Origin of the sequence: Microbacterium sp., from assembly GCF_046295495.1 — a bacterium.
GTDB lineage: Bacteria > Actinomycetota > Actinomycetes > Actinomycetales > Microbacteriaceae > Microbacterium.
The window spans coordinates 23,353-45,157 of the sequence record NZ_JBKBNC010000014.1; the positions used below are offsets into that span (position 1 = coordinate 23,353).

Sequence of the window (21,805 nt, forward strand, 5' to 3'; positions counted from 1 at the left end):
TGGCGGGATCGCCTGTTCCAATGCGGCGCCGCCGACACGGACCGGGTCGGGATGACGGCATCCCGACCGGTCGGCGGGGAGTCAGGGGCGCGACTTCTCCCACGCGTCGATCGTCGGGATCGAGCCGGTCGGCGTCTGCCGCGCCATGGGCACGCGGGTGCCGAGCACCTGCGCCACCACGTCGTGGGCGATCTTGGGGGCCGTGAGCCCCGCATCCTCGAGGATCTGCTCGCGGGTGGCGTGATCGATGAACTCGTCCGGGATGCCGAGCTCGTCGACAGCCGTGTCGACACCCGCTTCGCGCAGCACCTGTCGCACGCGCGTGCCGACGCCGCCGACACGGATGCCGTCCTCGATCGTGATGACCAGACGGTGCTCCCGCGCGAGGTCGACGATCGAGGGCTGGACGGGGATGGCCCAGCGCGGGTCGACGACGGTCGCGCCGATGCCCTGCGCCCGCAGCCGCTCGGCGACTTCGAGGGCGAGGTGCACCATGGGGCCGATGCCGATCAGCAGCACGTCTTCGCCCGAGCCGCGAGCCAGCACGTCGACGCCGTCGGCCAGGCGCTCCACGGCCTCGACATCGGCGGGTATTTTGCCCTTCGGGTACCGCACCACGGTGGGGGCGTCCTCGACCGCCGTGGCCTCGCGGAACTCCTCGCGCAGACGAGTCGCGTCGCGGGGAGCGGCGATCCGGATGCCGGGGACGAGCTGCAGCATCGCGAGATCCCAGATCCCGTGGTGGCTGGGGCCGTCGGGGCCGGTGACACCGGCACGGTCGAGCACGAAGGTCACTCCAGCCTTGTGCAGGGCGACGTCCATCATCACCTGGTCGAAGGCGCGGTTCATGAAGGTCGCGTAGATGGCGACGACGGGATGCAGCCCGCCGAAGGCGAGACCGGCGGCGGAGGCCACCGCGTGCTGCTCGGCGATGCCGACGTCGTACACGCGCTCGGGGAAGCGCTCGGCGAACTGCTGCAGACCGGTGGGCCGCAGCATCGCGGCCGTCATGGCGATGACGTCGTCTCGCTCCGCACCCACGGCGACGATCTCTTCGGCGAAGACGTCTGTCCACTGCGTGCCGCCGCCGGAGCCGAGCGCCTCGCCGGTGATGGGGTCGATCTTGCCGACGGCGTGGAACTGATCGGCCTCGTCGCTCATCGCGGGTGCGTAGCCGCTGCCCTTGTCGGTGATGGCGTGGACGATGACCGGCGCGCCGTACGACTTGGCGAGCTCGAGCGTCTCGATGAGCGACTCGAAATCGTGCCCGTCGATGGGCCCGAGGTACTTGATGTCGAGGTTGCTGTAGAGCGCCTCGTTGTTCGTGAAACGGGACAGGAAGCCGTGCGTGCCGCCGCGGACGCCGCGGTAGACCGCACGGGCGGCGGGTCCGAGCCGACGGAACAGGGTGTCGGAGCCGCGGTGCAGGGTGCGGTACGCCTCATTGGTGCGCACGCGGTTGAGGTAACGCGCCATGCCGCCGATGGTCGGGGCGTAGGAGCGGCCGTTGTCGTTGACGACGATCACGAGGTTGCGGTCGTTGTCGTCGCTGATGTTGTTCAGCGCCTCCCAGGTCATGCCGCCGGTGAGCGCGCCGTCACCGACCACGGCCACGACATGACGGTCACGGCGTCCGGTGCGGCTGAAGGCGCGGGACACACCGTCGGCCCAACTGAGCGAACTCGATGCGTGCGAGGACTCCACGACGTCGTGTTCGCTCTCGGAGCGCTGCGGGTAGCCGGCGAGGCCACCGCGCGAACGGAGAGCCGAGAAGTCCTGCCGATCAGTGAGCATCTTGTGCACGTAGGACTGGTGGCCGGTGTCGAAGATGATCGGATCGGCGGGCGAGTCGAAGACCTTGTGCAGGGCGATCGTCAGCTCGACGACGCCGAGGTTCGGACCGAGGTGCCCACCGGTGCGGGCGACGTTCTCGACGAGGAACGAACGCACCTCGGCGGCCAGCTGACGCAGCTCGTCGGGCGTCAGGCCGTCGAGGTCGCGGGGGCCGTGGATTCCGGGTAGGAGAGCCATGCGACTCCTCTCGTGGGGTGCGCGCGGGGGCGCGCGTACGGGTCGATTCTAGTCTCGGGAGCCGTCTCGGGCCCGGCAACGGCTTGCGTTCGGCGCGCGGGCGTGGTCGAGGGATGCTGACTCTCGTCGCCTCGGCGTCGCGGTGGGCGACGGTTCCGATGACGTGCACCCCGCGGGGCGGGCGTCCGCCGCAAAGCGACGTGCCCCGGGAGCGCGGGGCTCCCGGGGCACGTCGACGCGGCGATCAGACCAGCGAACGCAGCACGTACTGCAGGATGCCGCCGTTGCGGTAGTAGTCGGCCTCGCCGGGGGTGTCGATGCGGACCACGGCGTCGAACGTGACGGTCTGCTTGCCCTCGGGCGAGAACTCGCTCGGCTCGGCGGTGACCTTCACGGTCTTGGGCGTCACGCCCTCGTTGAGCTGCTCGATGCCCTCGATCGAGACGATCTCGGTGCCGTCGAGGCCCAGCGTCTTCCAGGTCTCGCCGGCCGGGAACTGCAGCGGGACGACGCCCATGCCGATCAGGTTCGAGCGGTGGATGCGCTCGAAGCTCTCGGTGATGACGGCCTTCACGCCCAGCAGGTTCGTGCCCTTGGCCGCCCAGTCGCGCGACGAGCCGGAGCCGTACTCCTTGCCGCCGAAGATCACGAGCGGGGTGCCCTGAGCCTGGTAGTTCTGGCTCGCGTCGTAGATGAACGACTGCGGACCGCCGGGCTGCGTGAAGTCACGGGTGTAGCCGCCCTCGACGACCGTTCCCTCGTTGACCGCTGCCGTGAGCTCGTTCTTCAGGCGGATGTTGGCGAACGTGCCGCGGATCATGACCTCGTGGTTTCCACGGCGCGAACCGTAGGAGTTGAAGTCCTTCTGCGCGACGCCGTGCTCGGTGAGGTACTGCGCGGCGGGGGTGCCCGCCTTGATGTTGCCGGCCGGGCTGATGTGGTCGGTGGTGACCGAGTCGCCCAGCGTCGCCATGACACGCGCACCCGTGATGTCCGCGACCGGCGAGGGCTCCATCGACATGCCGTCGAAGTAGGGAGCCTTGCGCACGTAGGTCGAGTCGGCATCCCATTCGAAGATCGGGCCGGTCGGGGTGGGCAGGTTCTTCCAGCGCTCGTCGCCCTCGAAGACGGTGGCGTACTGCTGGATGAACTGCTCGCGCGAGATCGACGCGTCGATGATCGTCTGCACCTGGTCGGGGGCGGGCCAGATGTCTTTCAGGAAGACCTCGTCGCCGTTCTGGTCGGTGCCGAGGGCGTCGGTCTCGAAGTCGAAGTTCATCGAGCCGGCGAGGGCGTAGGCGACCACCAGGGGCGGGGATGCCAGGTAGTTCATCTTCACGTCGGGGCTGATGCGCCCCTCGAAGTTGCGGTTGCCCGAGAGCACGGCCGTGACGGCCAGGTCGTTCTCGTTGACCGCCTCGGAGACCTCTTCGATCAGCGGACCGGAGTTGCCGATGCAGATGGTGCAGCCGTAGCCGACGGTGTAGAAGTCGAGGCCCTCGAGCGCCTTGTCGAGGCCGGACTTCTCGTAGTAGTCGGTGACGACCTTCGAGCCCGGTCCGAGCGTCGTCTTGACCCACGGCTTGCGCTTCAGGCCCTTGTCGACGGCGTTCTTGGCGAGCAGGCCCGCCGCGATCATGACCGACGGGTTGGAGGTGTTGGTGCACGAGGTGATGGCCGCGAGGGTGACCGCACCGTTGTCGAGCAGGTAGGACTGCCCGTCGGGCGTGGTGACCTTGACCGGCTTCGAGGCGTTCGCGGGGTGACCCGAGGAGATGAGCACTTCGGTCTCGGTCACGTCCTCGCCCTCTTCACCGGGGACGGATCCGGGGTCGGAGGCGGGGAAGGTGCCGTCGACCTCGAGATCGACGATGGAGCCCGACGTCGACGCCGCGGCGTAGTTCAGGATGTCCTTCTCGAACTGCGACTTGGCCTCGGACAGCAGGATGCGGTCCTGCGGGCGCTTCGGGCCGGCGATGGAGGGGACGACCGTGGAGAGGTCGAGCTCCATGAACTCGCTGAAGTTCAGTTCGCGCGAGGGGTCGTGCCAGAGCTTCTGCTCCTTGGCGTAGGCCTCGACGAGGGCGACGGTCTGCTCGTCGCGGCCGGTCAGGCGCAGGTAGTCGAGCGTGACGTCGTCGATGGGGAACATCGCCGCGGTCGAGCCGAACTCCGGGCTCATGTTTCCGATCGTGGCGCGGTTGGCCAGGGGCACCGAGGCGACGCCTTCGCCGTAGAACTCGACGAACTTGCCGACGACGCCGTGCTTGCGCAGCATGTCGGTGATCGTGAGCACCACGTCGGTGGCGGTCACGCCGGCGGGGATCTCGCCGCTGAGCTTGAAGCCGACGACGCGCGGGATGAGCATCGAGACGGGCTGGCCGAGCATCGCGGCCTCGGCCTCGATGCCGCCGACGCCCCAACCGAGCACGCCGAGGCCGTTGACCATCGTCGTGTGCGAGTCGGTGCCGACGCAGGTGTCGGGGTAGGCGCGCAGGACGCCGTCGACCGAACGGTCGTAGACGACCTTGGCCAGGTGCTCGATGTTGACCTGGTGGACGATGCCGGTTCCCGGCGGCACGACCTTGAAGTCGTCGAAGGCCGTCTGGCCCCAGCGCAGGAACTGGTACCGCTCGCCGTTGCGCTGGTACTCGATCTCGACGTTGCGCTCGAGGGCGTTCTCACTGCCGAACAGGTCAGCGATGACCGAGTGGTCGATGACCATCTCGGCGGGCGAGAGCGGGTTGATCTTGTTCGGGTCGCCGCCGAGGGCGGTCACGGCCTCGCGCATGGTGGCGAGGTCGACGATGCAGGGCACACCGGTGAAGTCCTGCATGACCACGCGGGCCGGGGTGAACTGGATCTCGGTGTCGGGGTCGGCCGTGGGGACCCACGACCCGAGGGCCTCGATCTGCTCCTTGGTGACGTTGGCACCGTCTTCCGTGCGCAGAAGGTTCTCGAGCAGCACCTTCAGGCTGAAGGGGAGCTTCTCGTGACCGGCGACCGTGTCGATCCGGAAGATCTCGTAGTCGGTGCTGCCGACCGTCAGGGTGCTCTTTGCACCGAAGCTGTCAACCGTGGACACGATCGTCTCCTTCGTCGGCGAATGCGCAGGCGTCAGCCCGCATCCCCTCCATCTTCCCCGCGCCGAGAAGCCGATTCCAGGAAGGTCGACCTAACCGCTCGGGGGGAGGGATTTATCTTGATGTCAAGATAATATCAGGACTCGCGCCGAGGTGAGAGAGAACGCACCACGAGCCATGTCACGGCGAGCATCGGCGCGAACAACGGCAGGCCCATCACGATCTTCAAGGTGCCCAGCGCGGTGACGTCGCCGGCGAAGTACAGCGGCAGTTGCACCGCGAGCCGCGCGGCGAACAACGCCGCCCATGCGACGGACAGCCACGTGTAGGCGCGTCGCTTGCGGCGGTCCGCCCGCCAGCGCGTGCCCTCCCCGAGCAGGTACCCCGCCGCCAGGCCGATCAGGGGCCAACCGACGAGCGCCGAGACGAGGAAAGCGGTGCCGTAGGCGCCGTTCGTGAAGAACCCCAGCACGAAGTTGTCTTGACCGCGACCGGTGACGAGTGCGAGCACCGCGGCACCGGCGGTGGCCAGGAGACCTCCGATCGCGGCGCTCGGTGGCGACTTCGCGACGAGGCGGGCGAGCGTGAACACCAGCGCCAGCCCCACCGACACGCCGAGGCTCACCCACAGGTCGCCCTGGCGCGTCTCGGGATCGATCGTGACGGTGAACAGCACCACGAACGCCAGCGACGGCAGGACGGATTCGAGGATGCCGCGCCAGCCACCCATGGCCGACCACACCGCCGCGCCCGTGCTGCTGTGCGCCGCGGGGTCCAGGCCCGCGCGGCGTGCGGCGTTGCCCAGCGCCGCTCCCACGCCCTCCGCCGCGGACGGCGGTTCGAGGGGGACGCGATCGGCGTCGGACACCGGGCGGGCGGGCTCGTCGCTCATGCCGTGCCGGGGGTCGCCGGCATCCGGAGGGGGATGAGATCGCGCGGGGGCATGGGTGACGCACCGCGAACGACGACGATCGATCGGAACAGGTCCTCCACCGCGGCGGCGGCCTCGACGTCGGACGTCGCGGCTCCCCCGACGACGCCGCGCAGGAACCAGCGCGGTCCGTCGACGCCCACGAAGCGCGCGAGACGCTTGCCCGCGCCGTCGGCGCCCGCCATGACCGGCACCTCCGCGAGCAGCTCGGGCCCGAGCGGGCCCTCGCGCTCCTCGACACGCCCGCCCTGTTGCTTGACCTGCTGGCGGATCTGCTCGCGCGTCTCCTCCCACAGCCCGCTCGTGCGGGGCGCCGCGAACGGCTGCACCTGCAGCGTGGAATCGGCGTAGTCCAAGCCCACGGCGACGATGCGCTTGGTCTGCTCCTCCACCTCGAGGCGCAGGTTCAGACCCTCGCGCGGGAGGATCTTGATGCCGCCCAGGTCGATGTAGGGGCGCACGGGGTTGGCCTCGGCCTCGTCGAACGGTCCCGCGCTGTCGCGGTCGAGCGGGGCGCTCTTGGCGGGCGGGGCGATCTCGGTCCCGGGCTGATCGGCCTCGGGGGTGTTTCGCGACTCGTCGTCGGTCATCGGGTGCTCCCTTGCAGGGTCTGGTATCCGCTGGATCCGAAGCCGCCCTGACCGCGCGCGCTGTCGGGAAGATCGTCGACGGGGACGAAACGCACGGAAGGGACGGGCATCACGATCAGCTGGGCGATGCGGTCTCCGACCGCGATGTCGTAGGCCTCGTCGAGGTCGGTGTTGAGCAGGGCCACCTTGATCTCGCCCCGGTAGCCGGCGTCGATCGTGCCCGGAGAGTTGACGATCGTGATCCCGTGCTTCGCGGCCAGGCCGCTGCGCGGGACGACGAAGGCGGCGAAGCCCTCGGGGAGGGCGACACGCACACCGGTGGCGACGAGAGCGCGGCGCCCGGGTTCGAGGCGCACCGCCTCGGCGGCGGTGAGGTCGGCTCCGGCGTCGCCGGGGTGGGCGAAGACCGGGGGCTCGGATGCGACAATGAGGACGTCCACCGTTTCGGTCACCCCATGAGGGTAATGCAGAAGAGGGGGTGCGGCATCCGCACCGCAGCCGAGTATCGCGAGCGTCTCAGCCCGTCGCTGTGGGCGCTCGTCGCCGCCGCCGTGTGCGGCCCGATGGCCGCCGTCGTGTTCTCGCCGCTGGACACGACCCTGGCGCTGTTCATCGGCCTCGTCGTGTCGGTGGCGATCGTCGCGGCGCTGCTCGCCCTCTCCCCCGTGGTCGAGGTGCGGGACGGCGAATTGCGCGCCGGGCGCGCTCACATTCCCGTCGATCTGCTGGGGGCGCCGGCCGGCGTCACGGCGGAGGAGGCGCGGACGGCCCGTGGGAGTGGTCTCGACCGCCGGGCCTGGCACGTCATCCGGGGCGGGATCGACGGCATCGTCACGGTGCCCGTGACCGATCCCGACGATCCGACCCCGTCGTGGGTGGTGTCCACCCGCACGCCGGATCGCCTGGTGGCGGCGATCCAGCGCGCTCAGGTCAGGCTGCGCACTCCAGGCAGATGAAGCCGGGGCCGCTCTCCTCCGCGATCTGGGAACGGTGCTTCACGAGGAAGCAGTTCATGCAGGTGAACTCGTCCTCCTGAGCGGGCAGGACGACGACATCGAGTTCGATGTCGGAAAGGTCGGCGCCGGGCAGTTCGAAGCCCGAGGGGTTGTCGGCATCCTCGTTGTCGATCGACCCCGACGCCTTGTCGGGCACGCGCTCCTTGAGGGCCTCGATCGACTCGCTGTCGTCCTCGGTCTTGCGCGGTGCGTCGTAATCGGTTGCCATGCGTGCGGGTCTCTACTTCCGGTTTTCGTGGTGCTCTGCCCCATCGGGTGCCCGATCGGGCGGCCACAGTTTGCATGACACGTCCTCGATAAGCAAATGCTCTCGGACGCGTCTGCGTGTCGGGCGAGACGGGAAACTCGCGGCGCGCCCTGGATATTCCCGCAACCGGGCGGCCCGCATGTCAGCATGGGCGCTGACCGCAGATCGGAGGGGTGTTTCGCATGGAACAGCTCAAAGTCATCGGAACCGAAGATGACGTCCTCGTCGTGGCGACGCAATCGGGCGAGCGATTCGCCCTCGCGCTCGACGAGGTGCTGCGCGCCGAGGCGCGCCGCGCGCGCCGCGACCGCGAGGACGACGACCGCGCCCCGCGACCCAGCCCCCGCGAGATCCAGGCCCACATCCGCGCCGGCCTCTCGGCCCGCGAGGTGGCGACCCTTCTGAACGCCCGCGTCGAGGACGTGGAGCGCTTCGAGCGACCCGTGCTCGCCGAGCGCGAGCACGTCGTCGGTCAGGCCCTCGCCGTGCCCGTGCTGCTGGGCGGCACGCTCGATCACGACGGTCCCATCACCTTCGGGGCGGCCGTGCGCGCCAAGCTCGCCGAAGCCGGCGCCTCGGCGGAGCGCTGGACGAGCTGGAAAGAGAACGCGGGCTGGTTGGTCAAGCTCGAGTTCACCGCGAACGGGATCGACCACGACGCCCGATGGGGCTTCGACCCGCGCCGCAGCAGCCTGTCCCCCCAGAACGCCGACGCGATCCAGCTCTCGCGGCAGGGATCGCTGCCCGAGGGACTCATCCCGCGCCTGCGCGCCCTCGACAGCGTCTCGAAGGACGACTCGCGCTTCGACAGCGGAGCCTTCGGTCCCCGCCGTCTCGACATCGACGACGAGCCGGGGGTCGAGGCCACCGGCCCCGTCGCCCCGGCCGTGCAGGCGGCGGCGATCAAGCGCGCCCCCGATGCCCCGGTGACCTCGTCCGAGACCGCCGACCTGCTCGAGGCGCTGCGCCGCCGCCGTGGGCAGCGGGAGCCGCTGCCCGGCACGAACGAGGTCGAGCCGGAGCCGCGCCCCTCGACCCCTCCGGTCGCGCTCTTCGACGCGGTGGAGCCTGGATACTCCGACGAGGCGATCGACGACACGGTCGAGCCCGAGCGTCCTCAACCCGACACGGCGCGCCGCGCCAAAGGTCGCCCCTCGATGCCCTCCTGGGACGAGATCGTCTTCGGCGCCCGTTCCGACGAGAGCTGACCTCCCCCTCGCGAGGGGTCGGAGGGCGTGCGAGCGGCCTCCGACTCAGGCGAAGGCGCCCAGGCGCAGCAGCGGAACGGTGCGCTCCTCGTCGGTCAGCGAGCCGTGCTGCCCGACCATGCGCTGGGGTCGTTTGTCGGCCTCGCGGTCGTCGTAGTAGGCGAACCGCCCGCGTGCGGCCACGAGCACGTCGCCGATGCGCGCGTGCACGTCGTCGTCGACCGCGCCGAACAGCCCGGCGGCGATGGCCTCGTCACGGGTGAGCACCCAGGCGCGTGCGGCCTCGTCTTCTTTCCAGCGCACGGCCACGGCATCCGCCCGTCCGTCGTCGGTGTACAGGTGCAGCATGCGGGGCTCGCCGCCGATGAGGGCGACGCCCTCGAGCAGGGGGCTCCCCGCGCGCAGCAGCACGTGCTTGTGCGCGGGCACGTCGACCATGCCGTGGTCCGCCGTGATCAGGACCCCGGTGCCGCGGTCGATCGCGTCGGCGAGGCGGCGGGCGGCGGCGTCGACCTGTTCGAGCGTGTCGGTCCAGCGGTCGGACTCCCAGCCGTCGCGATGCCCCGCCGTGTCGAGTTCGGGGGCGTAGAGGTACGTGATGGATCCCGGATGCCGGGCGGCGAGATCGGCCGCGCGGGCCACGCGCTCGTCGAGGTCGTCGGACGGGAAGAACTGCGCCCCGCGCAGTGTGGCCTCGGTGAAGCCGGTGCCGGTGTAGCTCGGCTTGGACACCACGAAGGCCGGGCGACCTCCCGCCGCGTGCGTCTCGAACAGCGGGGTGCGGCGCTGCCAGGTGTGCGGGTCGAGGCCGTCGGTCTCCCACCCGTGCAGCTGATTCGGCACGGTGTCGGTGCCGGGGACGCGCGCACGGTAGCCGACGATGCCGTGGGCACCGGGGTCGGTCCCGGTCAGCAGGCTCGTCAGCGCGGCGGCGGTGGTGGAGGGGAACACGGTGCGCGCGACGTCACGGCGGCCGCCGACGGAGCCCAGGAACCGTGCGTGTCCGCGACGGGCGGCGAGGTTGTGGGCGCCGAGCCCGTCGACGAGGAAGATGATCGCGCTGCGCGCGGGGCCGAACCAATCGGACGCGCCGGACAGCGCGGCGATCGACTGCTCCACCACACCGGTGAGGCTCCGAGAGCGCGGCGGGTCCGCCGGTAGGCTGAGTGACATCGGGGCAAGTCTTCCACACGGCTCCCGATCCCCGTCCGCTCCGGACGCCCGCCCGACCCGAGGCCGCTTCCATGCCCGATTCCCGTTCCTCCTCCCCCGCGTCTTCGGTCGCCGAGCGCATCGAAGACGTCGATGTCTCGACCGAGATGCAGGGGTCGTTCCTCGAGTACGCCTACTCGGTGATCTATTCGCGCGCTCTGCCCGACGCGCGCGACGGCCTGAAGCCGGTGCAGCGCCGCATCCTGTACCAGATGGCCGAGATGGGCCTGCGCCCCGACCGCGGGCACGTCAAGAGCGCCCGCGTGGTGGGCGAGGTGATGGGAAAGCTCCACCCGCACGGCGACGCCCCGATCTACGACGCCCTCGTGCGCCTCGCGCAGCACTTCTCGCTGCGCGTGCCGCTCGTCGACGGGCACGGCAACTTCGGCTCGCTCGACGACGGCCCCGCCGCCCCGCGCTACACCGAGGCTCGCCTGGCGCCGCCGGCCCTCGCCCTCACCGAGAACCTCGACGAGGACGTCGTCAATTTCATCCCCAACTACGACGGGCAGTTCCAGCAGCCCGAGGTCCTGCCGGCGGCGTTCCCGAACCTGCTCGTCAACGGCGCCACCGGCATCGCGGTCGGCATGGCGACAAACATGGCCCCGCACAACCTCATCGAGGTCGTGGGCGCCGCCATCCACCTGCTGCAGCACCCGGATGCCACGGTCGAGGAGCTCATGGAGTTCGTCCCGGGCCCCGACCTGCCCTCGGGTGGCATCATCGTCGGTCTCGACGGCATCAAAGACGCCTATACGAACGGCCGCGGCACCTTCCGCACCCGCGCGAAGGCGTCGATCGAGTCGCTCGGTCCCCGCCGCACGGGGATCGTCATCACGGAGCTGCCCTACCTGGTCGGGCCCGAGCGCGTGATCGAGAAGATCAAAGATGCGGTGCAGGCCAAGAAGCTGACCGGCATCGCCGACGTCACCGACCTCACCGACCGCAACAACGGCCTGCGGCTGGTCATCGGCATCAAGACGGGCTTCGACCCGAAGGCCGTGCTCGAGCAGCTCTACCGCCTCACCCCGCTCGAGGACTCCTTCGGCATCAACAACGTCGCTCTCGTCGATGGCCAGCCCCAGACGCTCGGCCTGCGCGAGATGTTACGCGTGTACGTGGATCACCGCATCCGCGTCGTCACCCGCCGCAGCGAGTATCGGCTGGCCCGCAAGCGCGAGCGCCTGCACCTGGTCGAGGGACTGCTCATCGCCATCCTCGACATCGACGAAGTCATCCAGGTCATCCGCTCGTCCGACGACGGCGAGCAGGCGCGGACCAAGCTGCAGGAGGTCTTCGATCTCTCGCATCCCCAGGCCGAATACATCCTCGAACTGCGCCTGCGCCGCTTGACCAAGTTCTCGCGCATCGAGCTCGAGGCGGAACGCGACCAGCTGAACGCCGAGATCGCGCAGCTCGTCGAGCTGCTCGGCAGCGAGACGCTCCTGCGTCAGCAGGTGGCATCCGAACTGGATGCCGCGGCCGAGGCTTACGGCACGCCCCGCCGCACGATGCTGCTCAACGGCGGCCCGGTGCAACCCCGGTCGGCGAAAGCCGCGGCCGCCGCCGACCTGCGGATCGCCGACGCTCCCTGTCGCGTGTACCTGTCGGCCACGAGCCGCATGGTGCGCGCCGAGCTGATCGCCGACGCCCCGGGCGGTGGAGTGGTGCCGCCCGCGCGCCGCTCGAAGCACGACGCCATCCGGTCGTCGGTCGACACCACCACGCGCGGCGACATCGGCGCGGTCACCTCGGCGGGGCGCCTGGTGCGCTTCTCCCCGGTCGACCTGCCCTCGGTCCCGGCGAACTCGGTGCACCTGGCCGCGGGGACGCGGGTCGAGCAGTACCTGAGCCTGGACAAGGGAGAAAGCGTCGTGGCCCTCGTGCCGCTGGTCGACTCCCCCACGATCGCCCTCGGCACCGAGCAGGGCGTGGTCAAGCGGGTGGCCGCGAGCGAGCTCGGCACGAAGCCCGAGATCGAGATCATCGCCCTCCGTGACGGCGATCGCGTGGTGGGTGCCGCCCCCGCGGGCGACAACGCCGAACTCGTCTTCGTCGCCAGCGACGCGCAGCTCCTCCGCTTCGAGGCCTCGTCCGTCCGGCCGCAGGGGCGTTCGGCGGGCGGCATGGCCGGCATCCGACTCACCGACGGCGCGCGGGTGATCGCCTTCGCCGTCGTGGGCGCGTCGGCGTTCGACGCGGTCGTAGTGACCGTCGCCGGCTCGTCCGCGGCCCTCCCGGGCACGGACGCCGGCAGCGCGAAGGTATCGGCGTTCACCGAGTTCCCGGCGAAGGGGCGGGCCACGGGTGGGGTGCGGGCGCAGCGGCTCCTCCGCGGCGAGGACGCCCTCGTGCTCGCGTGGGTGGGCACGGACCCCCGCGCGGTCGGACCCGACGGGTCGGTGCGCACTCTGCCCGAGGGCGCCGCCAAGCGCGATGCGTCGGGCCAGCCGCTCGACGCGGTCGTCGGCGCGATCGGCACGTCCGTCCGCTGAGCGTCGGGCACGGCGCCGGCGCGGAGCCGGTGCGCTCCGGGGCCGCTGTCGGGTGCGTCCCGATGAGGCGTCCCCGCAGCGCAGCCCCGGCGCGGAGCTGACGCGCTCCGGGGGCCGCGGTCGGGTGCGTCCCGATGAGGCGTCCCCGCAGCGCAGCCGGCGTCAGACGTCGATGCGTTCGCGAGCCAGGCGGTCGCTCGAGTCGATGATGAACTCGCGGCGCGGCGCGACGTCGCTACCCATGAGCAGGTCGAAGACGGAAGCCGCGGCCTCCATGTCCTGCACCCGCACGCGGCGCAGCATGCGCCCGGCCCGGTCCATCGTGGTGGTCGCGAGCTGGTCGGCATCCATCTCGCCGAGGCCCTTGTAACGCTGCACGGGCTCCTGCCAGCGCTTGTTCGAGCGCTTGAGCTTGGTGAGCAGGGCGTGAAGCTCCTGCTCGCTGTAGGTGTAGATCGTCTCGTTCGGCTTCGTTCCGGGATTCATGACCACGACGCGGTGCAGCGGCGGGACGGCGGCGAAGACCCGGCCCTCTTCGACGAGGGGACGCATGTACCGGAAGAACAGCGTCAGCAGCAGCGTGCGGATGTGCGCGCCGTCGACGTCGGCGTCGCTCATCAGGATGACCTTGCCGTAGCGGGCGGCGTCGAGATCGAAGGAGCGACCGGAGCCGGCGCCGATCACCTGGATGATCGAGGCGCACTCCGCGTTGGAGAGCATGTCGCTGATGGACGCCTTCTGCGTGTTCAGGATCTTGCCGCGGATGGGCAGGAGCGCCTGGTATTCGCTGTTGCGCGCGAGCTTGGCGGTGCCGAGCGCGGAGTCGCCCTCGACGATGAAGAGCTCGGAGTCGTTGACGTCGTTCGAACGGCAGTCGACGAGCTTGGCGGGCAGGGACGACGACTCGAGGGCGTTCTTGCGACGCTGGGTCTCTTTGTGAGTGCGCGCCGAGATGCGCGCCTTCATCTCGGACACCACCTTCTCGAGCAGCTGCGCCGTCTGCGCCTTGTCGTCGCGCTTGGCCGACGCGAAGCGCGCGGCGAGCTCCTTCTGCACGACGGTCGCCACGATCTGGCGGACCGCTGGGGTGCCGAGCACCTCTTTCGTCTGGCCTTCGAACTGAGGCTCGGGCAGGCGGACGGTCAGCACCGCCGAGAGGCCGGCGAGGATGTCGTCTTTCTCGATCTTGTCGTTGCCGACCTTGAGCTTGCGCGCGTTCTGGTCGACCTGCGTGCGCAGCACCTTCATCAGGCCCTGCTCGAAGCCCTGCTGGTGCGTGCCGCCCTTCGGCGTGGCGATGATGTTGACGAACGAGCGGGTGGTGGTGTCGTAGCCGGTGCCCCATCGCACCGCGATGTCGACCTCGCACGTGCGCTCGAGCTCGGTGGGAATCATCGACCCGCCGGGCTGGAGCACCGGCACGGTCTCGGTGAAGGTGCCCGTGCCGGTGAGTCGCCAGGTGTCGGTCACCGCGGCGTCGGGAGCGAGGAAGTCGGCGAACTCGGAGATGCCGCCGTCGAATCGGTAGCTCGTCTCGATGCGCTCTTCGCCGCGGTCGTCGAGCACGACGATCTCGAGCCCCGGCACGAGGAAGGCCGTCTGTCGAACGCGCTGCACGAGCTCGTCGTGACCGAAGGCCGCGTCTTTGGTGAAGATCTGGCGGTCGGCCCAGTAGCGGATGCGCGTTCCCGTGACGCCGCGCGGTGCCTTGCCGATCACGCGCAGTTCACTGCTGCGATCGAACGGCGTGAAGGGCGAATCGGGGCCGTCGCCCGCGAACAGGCCGGGCTCGCCGCGGTGGAAGGACATCGCGTAGGTCTTGCCGGCGCGGTCGACTTCGACGTCGAGACGCTCGGACAGGGCGTTCACGACCGACGCGCCGACGCCGTGCAGACCGCCGGAGGCCGCGTACGAGCCGCCGCCGAACTTGCCGCCGGCGTGCAGCTTGGTGAACACGACCTCGACGCCCGTGAGACCGGTGCGGGGCTCGACGTCGACGGGGATGCCGCGGGCGCGGTCGCGCACCTCGACGCTGCCGTCGGCGTGCAGCACGATGTCGATGCGCGTGCCGTGGCCGCCGAGGGCTTCGTCGACGGAGTTGTCGATGATCTCCCACAGGCAGTGCATGAGGCCACGGGAGTCGGTGGAGCCGATGTACATGCCCGGGCGCTTGCGCACGGCTTCGAGGCCCTCGAGGACCTGCAGGTGGTGGGCGGAGTACTCGGATGTCACAATCTCCGAGCGTAATCGGGCCCACCGACATCCCCTGCCAGACACACAGGCTGGTCGGGTCACCGTACGCGCACAGCGAAATGTGATCAAGCGGCGGCATTGGGGAAACATCCGCGTGGTTGTATATGGAGACTCGCCCACGACCACTTGAGGAGGGCACCCGAGATGACCACCACGACTGCACCCGAAGCGTCTGTTCTCGACCACCGCCTGACGGCGGCCGATCGCTGCGACTCCTGCGGCGCACAGGCTTACATCGCCGCCGAGGTCAACGGCAGCGAACTGCTGTTCTGCGCGCACCACGGCCGCAAGTACGAGGAGAAGCTCCGCAGCGTCGCCACGTCGTGGCACGACGAGACGGCGCGACTCAACGCCACAGACTGAGACACTCGTCAGAACGGGCCCCGTGCCGCTCCTCCGGGAGCGGATCGGGGCCCGTTCTGCGTGTGGGCGCGCCGACTGATCGCAGGCAGCGCCCCGCGGCCCCGGGCGGCGACGTCGGGAGTAAGCGCACAGCGTCCGGTGCGGGCGGGGTCAGCGGTATACGCGGGGCAGGATCGGCGACACGCGCAGCGCGATCTCCTCGCCGATGGTGTCGATCCGTTCCGCCAGATCGGTGGCGCTGCACAGGGCACCGCGACCGAACACCGCGACCTCTCCGCCGACGTCGACCCCCGCCCCGGCCTCGACGACGATCGAGGTGGGATGGATCGCCACGACACGACGATCACCGCTGCGGGTGGCGACCGAGAAGCGGCCGGCCAGGCTCGACGGCACGCCGTGCAGGCTCCCCACGTCGAGGTGGACGCCCTCGGCATCCGCCCGGGTCACCCGGGCGACCAGGGTCGCGATGGGCGTGATCCCCAGCTCCGCCTCGTCCGGTCCCCCTGCCGGACGGATGCCGTACGAGAACGCGCCCACCCGCACGAGGTCTTCGCGGAACTCCCCCCGGGCGAAGCCCGCGGCGCTGGCCGCCAGGTGCGAGAACCGCGGGTTGAGCCCGGCGGAGCGCGCCGCGTCGCGGGCGGCGAGGAAGAGGGCCCGGGCGTCGTCGTCGTCGGCATCCGAGGCCTCGGAGATGTGCGACCAGACGCCCTCGAAGGCGACACGCCCGCCCCGCACCAGGTCGCGCGCGAGGACGAGGGCGTCGTCCCATCGCTCGGGACGGATGCCGTTTCGGTGCAGGCCCGTGTCGATCTTGAGGTGCACGCGGGCGGGGCGGTCGAGGTGAAGATCGGAGAGGTCGTGCAGGAGGGCCTCGTCGCCGATACCGAGGTCGAGGTCGGCGGCGACGCCCGCGGCGAGGTCGGTAGCACCGCCGATGAGCCAGACGAAGATGCGGGCATCGGGGCCGACGACGCGGCGCACGGCCGCACCCGTGGCCACGTCGAACGCGCCGAACCAGCCGACGCCTTCGTCCGCTGCGCGCCGCACGACGGCCTCGAGGCCGTGGGCATAGGCGTCGTCCTTCACGACCAGCATGTGCGCGGCGGGTGAGACCGCCTCGCGCACGCGGTGCAGGTTCGCGGCGAAGGCGTCGAGGTCGACCCGGTAGGACGCGCTCACGCGCTCACCCTCCGATCGGCGCGTACGCCGACGGCCGCGACGATCTCGGCTGCGGTGAGGCCGGTGGCATCCGTCCATTCCCGCAGCGAGGGGTGGCCGTCGGCGGGGTCGCCGAAGAAGACCACCTCGGCCCCCCGACCGACCGCGGTCTCGCCGACGTCGACGACGCAGACGTCCATCGCCACGCGTCCGACGACGGGGTGCCGACCGCCGTCGATCGCCACGGTGACGGCGTTGCCGAGGGCGCGCACGACCCCCTGCGCGTAACCGCCGGTCACGAGGGCCACGGTGGTGTCGTGCGCCGCGCGGTGCGTGTAGCCGTACGACACGCCCTCCCCGCGCAGCAGCGGCTTGGTGCCCAGGACCCGCCCGCGCAGCGACATCACCGGTCGCGCATCGGAGCCGGCGAGGCCGTAGACCGTCGCGGCGTCGAGCGTCTCGGCATCCACCCCGAGGTCGGAGAGCACGGATGCCACCCACTGCGCGCCGTGACCCCAGGCATCTCCCGCGAGCACGTCGCCGGTGCGGGCACCGACCGAGCCGTCGGCGGCGTGGGCTGCGGCGGCGCGGAGAGCGTTCGCGCGCAGTGCCGAAGCCGAGACGAGGGCCGTCGGCGCGACTCCCCCGGCCGCGGGCGGGCGGGCGGGGAGCGTGGAGGTCACGCCGTCTAGACTAACGGGGTCCGTCATCCCCGACCCCGGAGCGTGCATGCCATCCCAGGGCTTCTCCCCCGTCACCCGTCTGCGCTACCTCGCCGGACGCGCCCGCCGCATCGACGTGGGATCGGTGGTCGAGCGAGCCAAGGAGGCCTCGGCCCAGCACGGCAAGGCGCTGCCGCTGGTGGTCGCCGACATGCTGTACCAGGCCGGAGTGAAGAACGTCGGCTTCCAGGACTACATCGACTACGACTTCGCGATCCTGACCCCCGCCGAGCGCGCGACGTACATGACGCACCCGGTCTCGAACCAGATCTCGCAGAAGTACGACCACCCCGACTACCGCGGGCTCTTCCAGGACAAGGTCGCCTTCGACCGCCGCTTCAGCGACTACCTCCGCCGCGCCTGGATGGTGGTGGATGCCGGCAACGCCGACGAGCTGCGCGCCTTCACCGAACGCCTCGGCACGGTCGTGACGAAGGAGCCCGTCGGTCAGGCCGGCACCGGCGTGCATCGTTACCACGCGGCCGACGTCGAGGACTGGGGTGCGTTCCATCGCGGCCTGCTCGAACGCGGGGAGCTCCTCGTCGAAGAGGTCATCCGTCAGCACGACGATCTCGCGGCGGTCTGCCCCGGCACCGTGAACACGACGCGCGTCACGGCGTTCTTCGACGGCGAGAAGACCCACATCCTGGCGATGGCGCAGAAGTTCGGCCGCGGTGCGGTCAGCGACCAGATGACCTTCGGTGGCTTCTACACGATGCTGGACGAGAACGGCCGCGCGCTCGGCGCCGGCTACGACTCGCACGGACACGTGCACGAGCTGCACCCCGACTCGGGTGTGCGCATCGCCGACTTCCAGCTGCCCATGATCGACGAGGTCAAGGCCTTCGTCGACCAGGTCGCCCGCGTCGTGCCGCAGGTGCAGTACGTCGGCTGGGACATCGTCGTCGGTCCCGACGGGCCCGTGCTCGTGGAGGGCAACTGGGGCGCCGGAGTGTACGAGAACAAGCCGAGCGTCACCGGCATCCGCACGGGTCACAAGCCCCGCTATCAGGCGGCCATCGGGTTCTGAGCCCGGATGCCGACAGGCCCGCTCCCGTATCGGGGCGGGCCTCTCGCGTGGTGCACCGAAGGGCCCTGAGCCTGTCGGAGTGCCCGTGAACCGTTGCACGATGCACCGGCTCCGACGTGTTGGCGCACCGCGGGGTCGCGATCCGGCATCCGGATGCGGAGAAGGCCCGCCCCGAGAACGGGACGGGCCTTTCGCGTCGAGCTGTCAGCTGTGGCGCACGATACCGAGCGGCGTGGACTCGTGTCCCTGGCCGAGCGGGTTGTCTTTCAGGATGGCGACGAGACGCTTCTCGCCCGCCTTGTCCATCGTGGAGCCGAGGATGTTGCCACCGAGGTCGTTGATGTCGACGACCGCGACCTGGAGGTCGCCGCCGAGGAGCGACTTCAGACGCGCCGCGACCTCGCGCGGGCGCTCCGGCCCGAGCACGACGGCCTGGTTGTACGGCGGGATCGTGCCCTTGGTGGGGCCGTCGATGGCGCGGGCCTTGTCGCCGGCGATGCGGTAGAAGTCGCCCTTGCGCCCCAGCGCCTTCGTGACGGCCGAGACCGCGGCGGCGAGGAGGATGCGCGGGGTGCCGCACTCGCGCAGCGCCATCTCCATCGTCTCGGGCATGCCCAGACCGATGCCGTAGGGCGTGCGGGTGACGTACTTCGACAGGAACAGCGCCAGCTTGCGGGGCGTGATGCTGTCGAGCTTGTACGAGCGGCCCTGCGTGATGGCGACGATCTTCTCGGTGACGAACAGCAGGTCGCCCGGCTGCACGGCATCCTTCGCGTACTCGAGGATGAACGCGTCGAGGTCGTCACCCGGCATGACGACCCGCGTGCGGATCGGGATGCGGGCGTACGAGGTGCCCTCGATGGTGACGGTGAGCGCCTTGCCGGCGTTGGCCTCGCCGCTCATTCGAGGTAGTCCCGCAGCGACTGCGAGCGGCTGGGGTGACGCAGCTTCGCCATGGTCTTCGACTCGATCTGGCGGATGCGCTCGCGCGTGACGCCGAACGTGTCGCCGATCTGGTCGAGGGTCTTGGGCTGACCGTCGCCCAGGCCGAAGCGCATGCGGATGACGCCCGCCTCGCGCTCGCTGAGCGAGTCGAGGAGCGACTCCAGCTGGCGCTGCAGCATGGTGAAGCCCACCGCGTCGGCGGGGACCACGGCCTCGGTGTCCTCGATGAGGTCACCGAACTCGCTGTCGCCGTCTTCACCGAGGGGCGTGTGCAGCGAGATCGGCTCGCGACCGTATTTCTGCACCTCGATGACCTTTTCGGGGGTCATGTCGAGTTCGCGGCTGAGTTCCTCGGGCGTGGGTTCGCGGCCGAGGTCCTGCAGCATCTGGCGCTGCACGCGGGCGAGCTTGTTGATGACTTCGACCATGTGCACGGGGATGCGGATGGTGCGCGCCTGGTCGGCCATCGCGCGCGTGATGGCCTGGCGGATCCACCACGTGGCGTAGGTCGAGAACTTGAAGCCCTTGGTGTAGTCGAACTTCTCGACCGCACGGATGAGGCCCAGGTTGCCCTCCTGGATCAGGTCGAGGAACTGCATGCCGCGGCCGGTGTAGCGCTTGGCCAGCGACACGACGAGGCGCAGGTTGGCGCCGAGCAGGTGGCTCTTGGCGCGCTGGCCGTCACGGGCGACCCACTGGAGGTCGAGGCCGAGCTGACCGGTCTTCTCGGCCGCCGACATGTTCGACAGCTTCTCCTCGGCGAACAGGCCCGCCTCGATGCGCATCGCGAGCTCGACCTCTTCGGCCGCGTTCAGGAGCGGCACCTTGCCGATCTGCTTCAGGTAGTCCTTGACCGGGTCGGCGGTGGCACCGGTGATCTGCGCGGAGTAGACGGGGACGTCGTCCTCGTCGCTCGAGGAGATGACGATGGCGCCGGTGGGAAGAGCCTCGGCGGGCGCCGCCGGGGTCTCCTCTTCGTCGTCGTCGTCGGTCTTCTTGGCGTCGGGCTTCGCCGTCTCCTCGGCGTCGTCCGCGTCGTCGCTGTCGTCGACCTCGAGGTCGACCTCACTCTCGACCTCGTCGTCTTCTTCGAGGTCGTCGTCCTTCTTCGCTTTGGCCTTCGCCTTCGCGGGGGTCGCCTTGGCCTTGGCAGGGGCCTTCTTGGCGGGAGCCTTCTTCGCGGTCGTCGTCGTCGACGCCGTCACGGTCTCCTCGGAGTTCTCGAGCTCGGTGTCCTTCGCACTCCGGGAGCGGGTCTTGGTTGTCGTGCCTGCCACGTTTCGCCTTTCACCGGGAACGTACGTTGCACGGCCGCCGGTCGTTCTCGGACACTAGTAAGACCCTTGTCAAGTGCCGAGCCGAGGAGCGTGGCTCCTGGACCGGTTGACAACGGGTCAGGTTCTTCATTGTCTCACATCCCCAGACCGGGACTTGACGTGGACCGGGGATCTATGCGTAGACAACGCCCGGCGGCGACGCGGCATTCCCGGATGCCGGGGATCCGGCATCCGGGTGGGGGCGGTCACCCGTGCCGGTGCCCAGCGCCGGGGAAAGCGGAAGTCGGGCGCGCGGTGCGGCGGAGGTCAGCCGAGCTTGCCGCGGCGATCGTCGTCGGGACGCGTCGCGAGGAACCGCTCGAGCTCGGCAGCCAGCTCGTCGGCGCTCGGCAGGTCTCCCGTGTGGATGATCGGGGTCGCCTGCGTCGAGCCCGCCATATAGGCGTCGTAGCGCTCCTCGAGTCCCTCGAGCATGCGGGTCAGCTCGTCGCTGCCCTCGACCTGCTCGGTGACCTTGCCGAGGAACTCGCGGTTCTCCTCGCGCAGCACCTCGCCGGAGAAGACGAGGCCGGTGGCGACGGTGAGGCTGTCGAGCGCGGCCAGGGCGGCGGCGGGATATTCGGTGTCGCCGAGGTAGTGCGGAACGAGGAGCGCGAAACCCGCGACCTTGGCCCCCGCCTCGGCGAAGCGGTACTCGAGCAGGTGACCGGCCGTCGAGGGAACCTGCGTGTGCGGGCGCCAGACGGAGTGGGCCTCGGCGAGGTCGGGACGCGTTCCGCTCACGGTCGTTCCGATCGGGCGGGTGTGCGGCACCGGCATCGGGATGGCGTGCACCCACGTGACCGACGACACCTGCAGGCCCGCCGCGAGTTCGAGCACGGTCTCGGCGAACGCCTCCCAGAGGAAGTCCGGCTCGTAGCCGGCGAGCAGCAGGAACGGCTGGCCCAGCGAGTCGTGCGCCAGCGAGAGCTCGAGGCGCGCCGGACGGTAGTCGGTGAGGTGGTCTTCGACGAAGGTGATCGACGGGCGGCGCGCCCGGTAGTCGAGCAGTGCGTCGTTGTCGAAGACGACCACGGGGTTGGGTTGCACGTCGTCGCGGAAATACTCGACCAGGCGCGAGACGGCCCCGCCGGCGTCGGTGAAGCCGGTGAGGGCCATCACCAGCGGCAGGCCCGACGGCACGGGCGGCGCTGCGGGGGCGCGATCGTACAGAGGGGCGGAGGAGGGCATGTCTCCACTCT

At 70.2% G+C, this 21,805-nt stretch carries 18 protein-coding genes; 5 read left to right on the forward strand and 13 right to left on the reverse strand.

Translation table 11 applies throughout. The features are described from left to right. Positions 1–81: 81 nt before the first annotated feature. The 5 genes from dxs to dut form a co-directional block, all read right to left on the reverse strand. A complete protein-coding gene (gene dxs / locus ACK4LS_RS07530) occupies positions 82–2,031 on the reverse strand; it encodes a 1-deoxy-D-xylulose-5-phosphate synthase (protein WP_409715507.1) in 1,950 nt (649 codons plus the stop codon). A 244-nt stretch (positions 2,032–2,275) separates the two neighbouring features. Further along, positions 2,276–5,116 carry an aconitate hydratase gene (locus ACK4LS_RS07535; RefSeq protein ID WP_409715509.1) on the reverse strand — a complete coding sequence of 947 codons (2,841 nt, stop codon included), beginning with the start codon at positions 5,114–5,116 and terminating at the stop codon, positions 2,276–2,278. Positions 5,117–5,250: 134 nt separating this feature from the next. Beyond that, positions 5,251–6,006: a DUF3159 domain-containing protein gene (locus ACK4LS_RS07540; RefSeq protein ID WP_409715512.1), complete on the reverse strand. Its 756-nt coding sequence runs from the start codon at positions 6,004–6,006 to the stop codon at positions 5,251–5,253. Further along, complete coding sequence (locus tag ACK4LS_RS07545) at positions 6,003–6,635, reverse strand: DUF3710 domain-containing protein (protein ID WP_409715515.1); 633 nt, start codon at positions 6,633–6,635, stop codon at positions 6,003–6,005. The genes ACK4LS_RS07540 and ACK4LS_RS07545 overlap by 4 nt, the downstream gene beginning before the upstream one ends. Further along, on the reverse strand, positions 6,632–7,087 hold the full coding sequence (dut, locus tag ACK4LS_RS07550; protein WP_409715518.1) for a dUTP diphosphatase: 456 nt from the start codon (positions 7,085–7,087) through the stop codon (positions 6,632–6,634). The genes ACK4LS_RS07545 and dut overlap by 4 nt, the downstream gene beginning before the upstream one ends. 12 nt (positions 7,088–7,099) lie before the next feature. On the opposite strand from dut, the gene ACK4LS_RS07555 reads away from it, so the two are divergent. Next, entirely contained in the window at positions 7,100–7,591 is a 492-nt protein-coding gene (locus ACK4LS_RS07555; protein WP_409715627.1) for a DUF3093 domain-containing protein, read from the forward strand. Here ACK4LS_RS07555 and ACK4LS_RS07560 read toward each other — a convergent pair. Then, complete coding sequence (locus ACK4LS_RS07560) at positions 7,566–7,859, reverse strand: DUF4193 domain-containing protein (RefSeq protein WP_055837222.1); 294 nt, start codon at positions 7,857–7,859, stop codon at positions 7,566–7,568. The genes ACK4LS_RS07555 and ACK4LS_RS07560 overlap by 26 nt on opposite strands. A 221-nt stretch (positions 7,860–8,080) precedes the next feature. On the opposite strand from ACK4LS_RS07560, the gene sepH reads away from it, so the two are divergent. Continuing rightward, positions 8,081–9,106, forward strand: a complete 1,026-nt coding sequence (gene sepH / locus ACK4LS_RS07565) for a septation protein SepH (protein ID WP_409715521.1) — start codon at positions 8,081–8,083, stop codon at positions 9,104–9,106. A 45-nt stretch (positions 9,107–9,151) separates the two neighbouring features. On the opposite strand, the gene ACK4LS_RS07570 is transcribed toward sepH, so the two are convergent. After that, positions 9,152–10,279 carry an alkaline phosphatase family protein gene (locus ACK4LS_RS07570; RefSeq protein ID WP_409715524.1) on the reverse strand — a complete coding sequence of 376 codons (1,128 nt, stop codon included), beginning with the start codon at positions 10,277–10,279 and terminating at the stop codon, positions 9,152–9,154. 71 nt (positions 10,280–10,350) lie between these two features. Here ACK4LS_RS07570 and ACK4LS_RS07575 point away from each other — a divergent pair, with 71 nt between their 5' ends. Further along, on the forward strand, positions 10,351–12,813 hold the full coding sequence (locus ACK4LS_RS07575; RefSeq protein WP_409715527.1) for a DNA topoisomerase (ATP-hydrolyzing) subunit A: 2,463 nt from the start codon (positions 10,351–10,353) through the stop codon (positions 12,811–12,813). Positions 12,814–12,975: 162 nt separating this feature from the next. Here ACK4LS_RS07575 and ACK4LS_RS07580 read toward each other — a convergent pair whose 3' ends face one another. Continuing rightward, positions 12,976–15,045, reverse strand: coding sequence for a type IIA DNA topoisomerase subunit B (locus ACK4LS_RS07580; RefSeq protein ID WP_409715530.1), 2,070 nt, complete (start codon positions 15,043–15,045; stop codon positions 12,976–12,978). A gap of 165 nt (positions 15,046–15,210) precedes the next feature. Here ACK4LS_RS07580 and ACK4LS_RS07585 point away from each other — a divergent pair, with 165 nt between their 5' ends. Beyond that, positions 15,211–15,429 (forward strand): hypothetical protein, encoded by a 219-nt coding sequence (locus ACK4LS_RS07585; protein WP_409715533.1) that lies wholly within the window; start codon positions 15,211–15,213, stop codon positions 15,427–15,429. A gap of 150 nt (positions 15,430–15,579) precedes the next feature. Here the strand turns inward: ACK4LS_RS07585 and ACK4LS_RS07590 are convergent, their stop codons facing one another. Both ACK4LS_RS07590 and ACK4LS_RS07595 read right to left on the reverse strand, forming a co-directional pair. Next, positions 15,580–16,611, reverse strand: coding sequence for an alanine racemase (locus ACK4LS_RS07590; protein ID WP_409715536.1), 1,032 nt, complete (start codon positions 16,609–16,611; stop codon positions 15,580–15,582). After that, complete coding sequence (locus ACK4LS_RS07595) at positions 16,608–17,273, reverse strand: alanine racemase C-terminal domain-containing protein (protein ID WP_409715539.1); 666 nt, start codon at positions 17,271–17,273, stop codon at positions 16,608–16,610. The genes ACK4LS_RS07590 and ACK4LS_RS07595 overlap by 4 nt, the downstream gene beginning before the upstream one ends. Positions 17,274–17,319: 46 nt before the next feature. Here ACK4LS_RS07595 and ACK4LS_RS07600 point away from each other — a divergent pair, with 46 nt between their 5' ends. Next, complete coding sequence (locus ACK4LS_RS07600) at positions 17,320–18,342, forward strand: sugar-transfer associated ATP-grasp domain-containing protein (RefSeq protein WP_409715542.1); 1,023 nt, start codon at positions 17,320–17,322, stop codon at positions 18,340–18,342. Between the two features lie 204 nt (positions 18,343–18,546). Here the strand turns inward: ACK4LS_RS07600 and ACK4LS_RS07605 are convergent, their stop codons facing one another. From ACK4LS_RS07605 to ACK4LS_RS07615, 3 genes are all read right to left on the reverse strand, one after another. Beyond that, entirely contained in the window at positions 18,547–19,245 is a 699-nt protein-coding gene (locus ACK4LS_RS07605) for a coenzyme F420-0:L-glutamate ligase (RefSeq protein ID WP_409715545.1), read from the reverse strand. After that, on the reverse strand, positions 19,242–20,564 hold the full coding sequence (locus tag ACK4LS_RS07610; RefSeq protein ID WP_409715548.1) for an RNA polymerase sigma factor: 1,323 nt from the start codon (positions 20,562–20,564) through the stop codon (positions 19,242–19,244). Before ACK4LS_RS07610 ends, ACK4LS_RS07605 begins: the two co-directional genes overlap by 4 nt. 306 nt (positions 20,565–20,870) lie before the next feature. Next, positions 20,871–21,794 carry a proteasome assembly chaperone family protein gene (locus tag ACK4LS_RS07615; protein WP_409715551.1) on the reverse strand — a complete coding sequence of 308 codons (924 nt, stop codon included), beginning with the start codon at positions 21,792–21,794 and terminating at the stop codon, positions 20,871–20,873. Positions 21,795–21,805 lie beyond the last annotated feature (11 nt).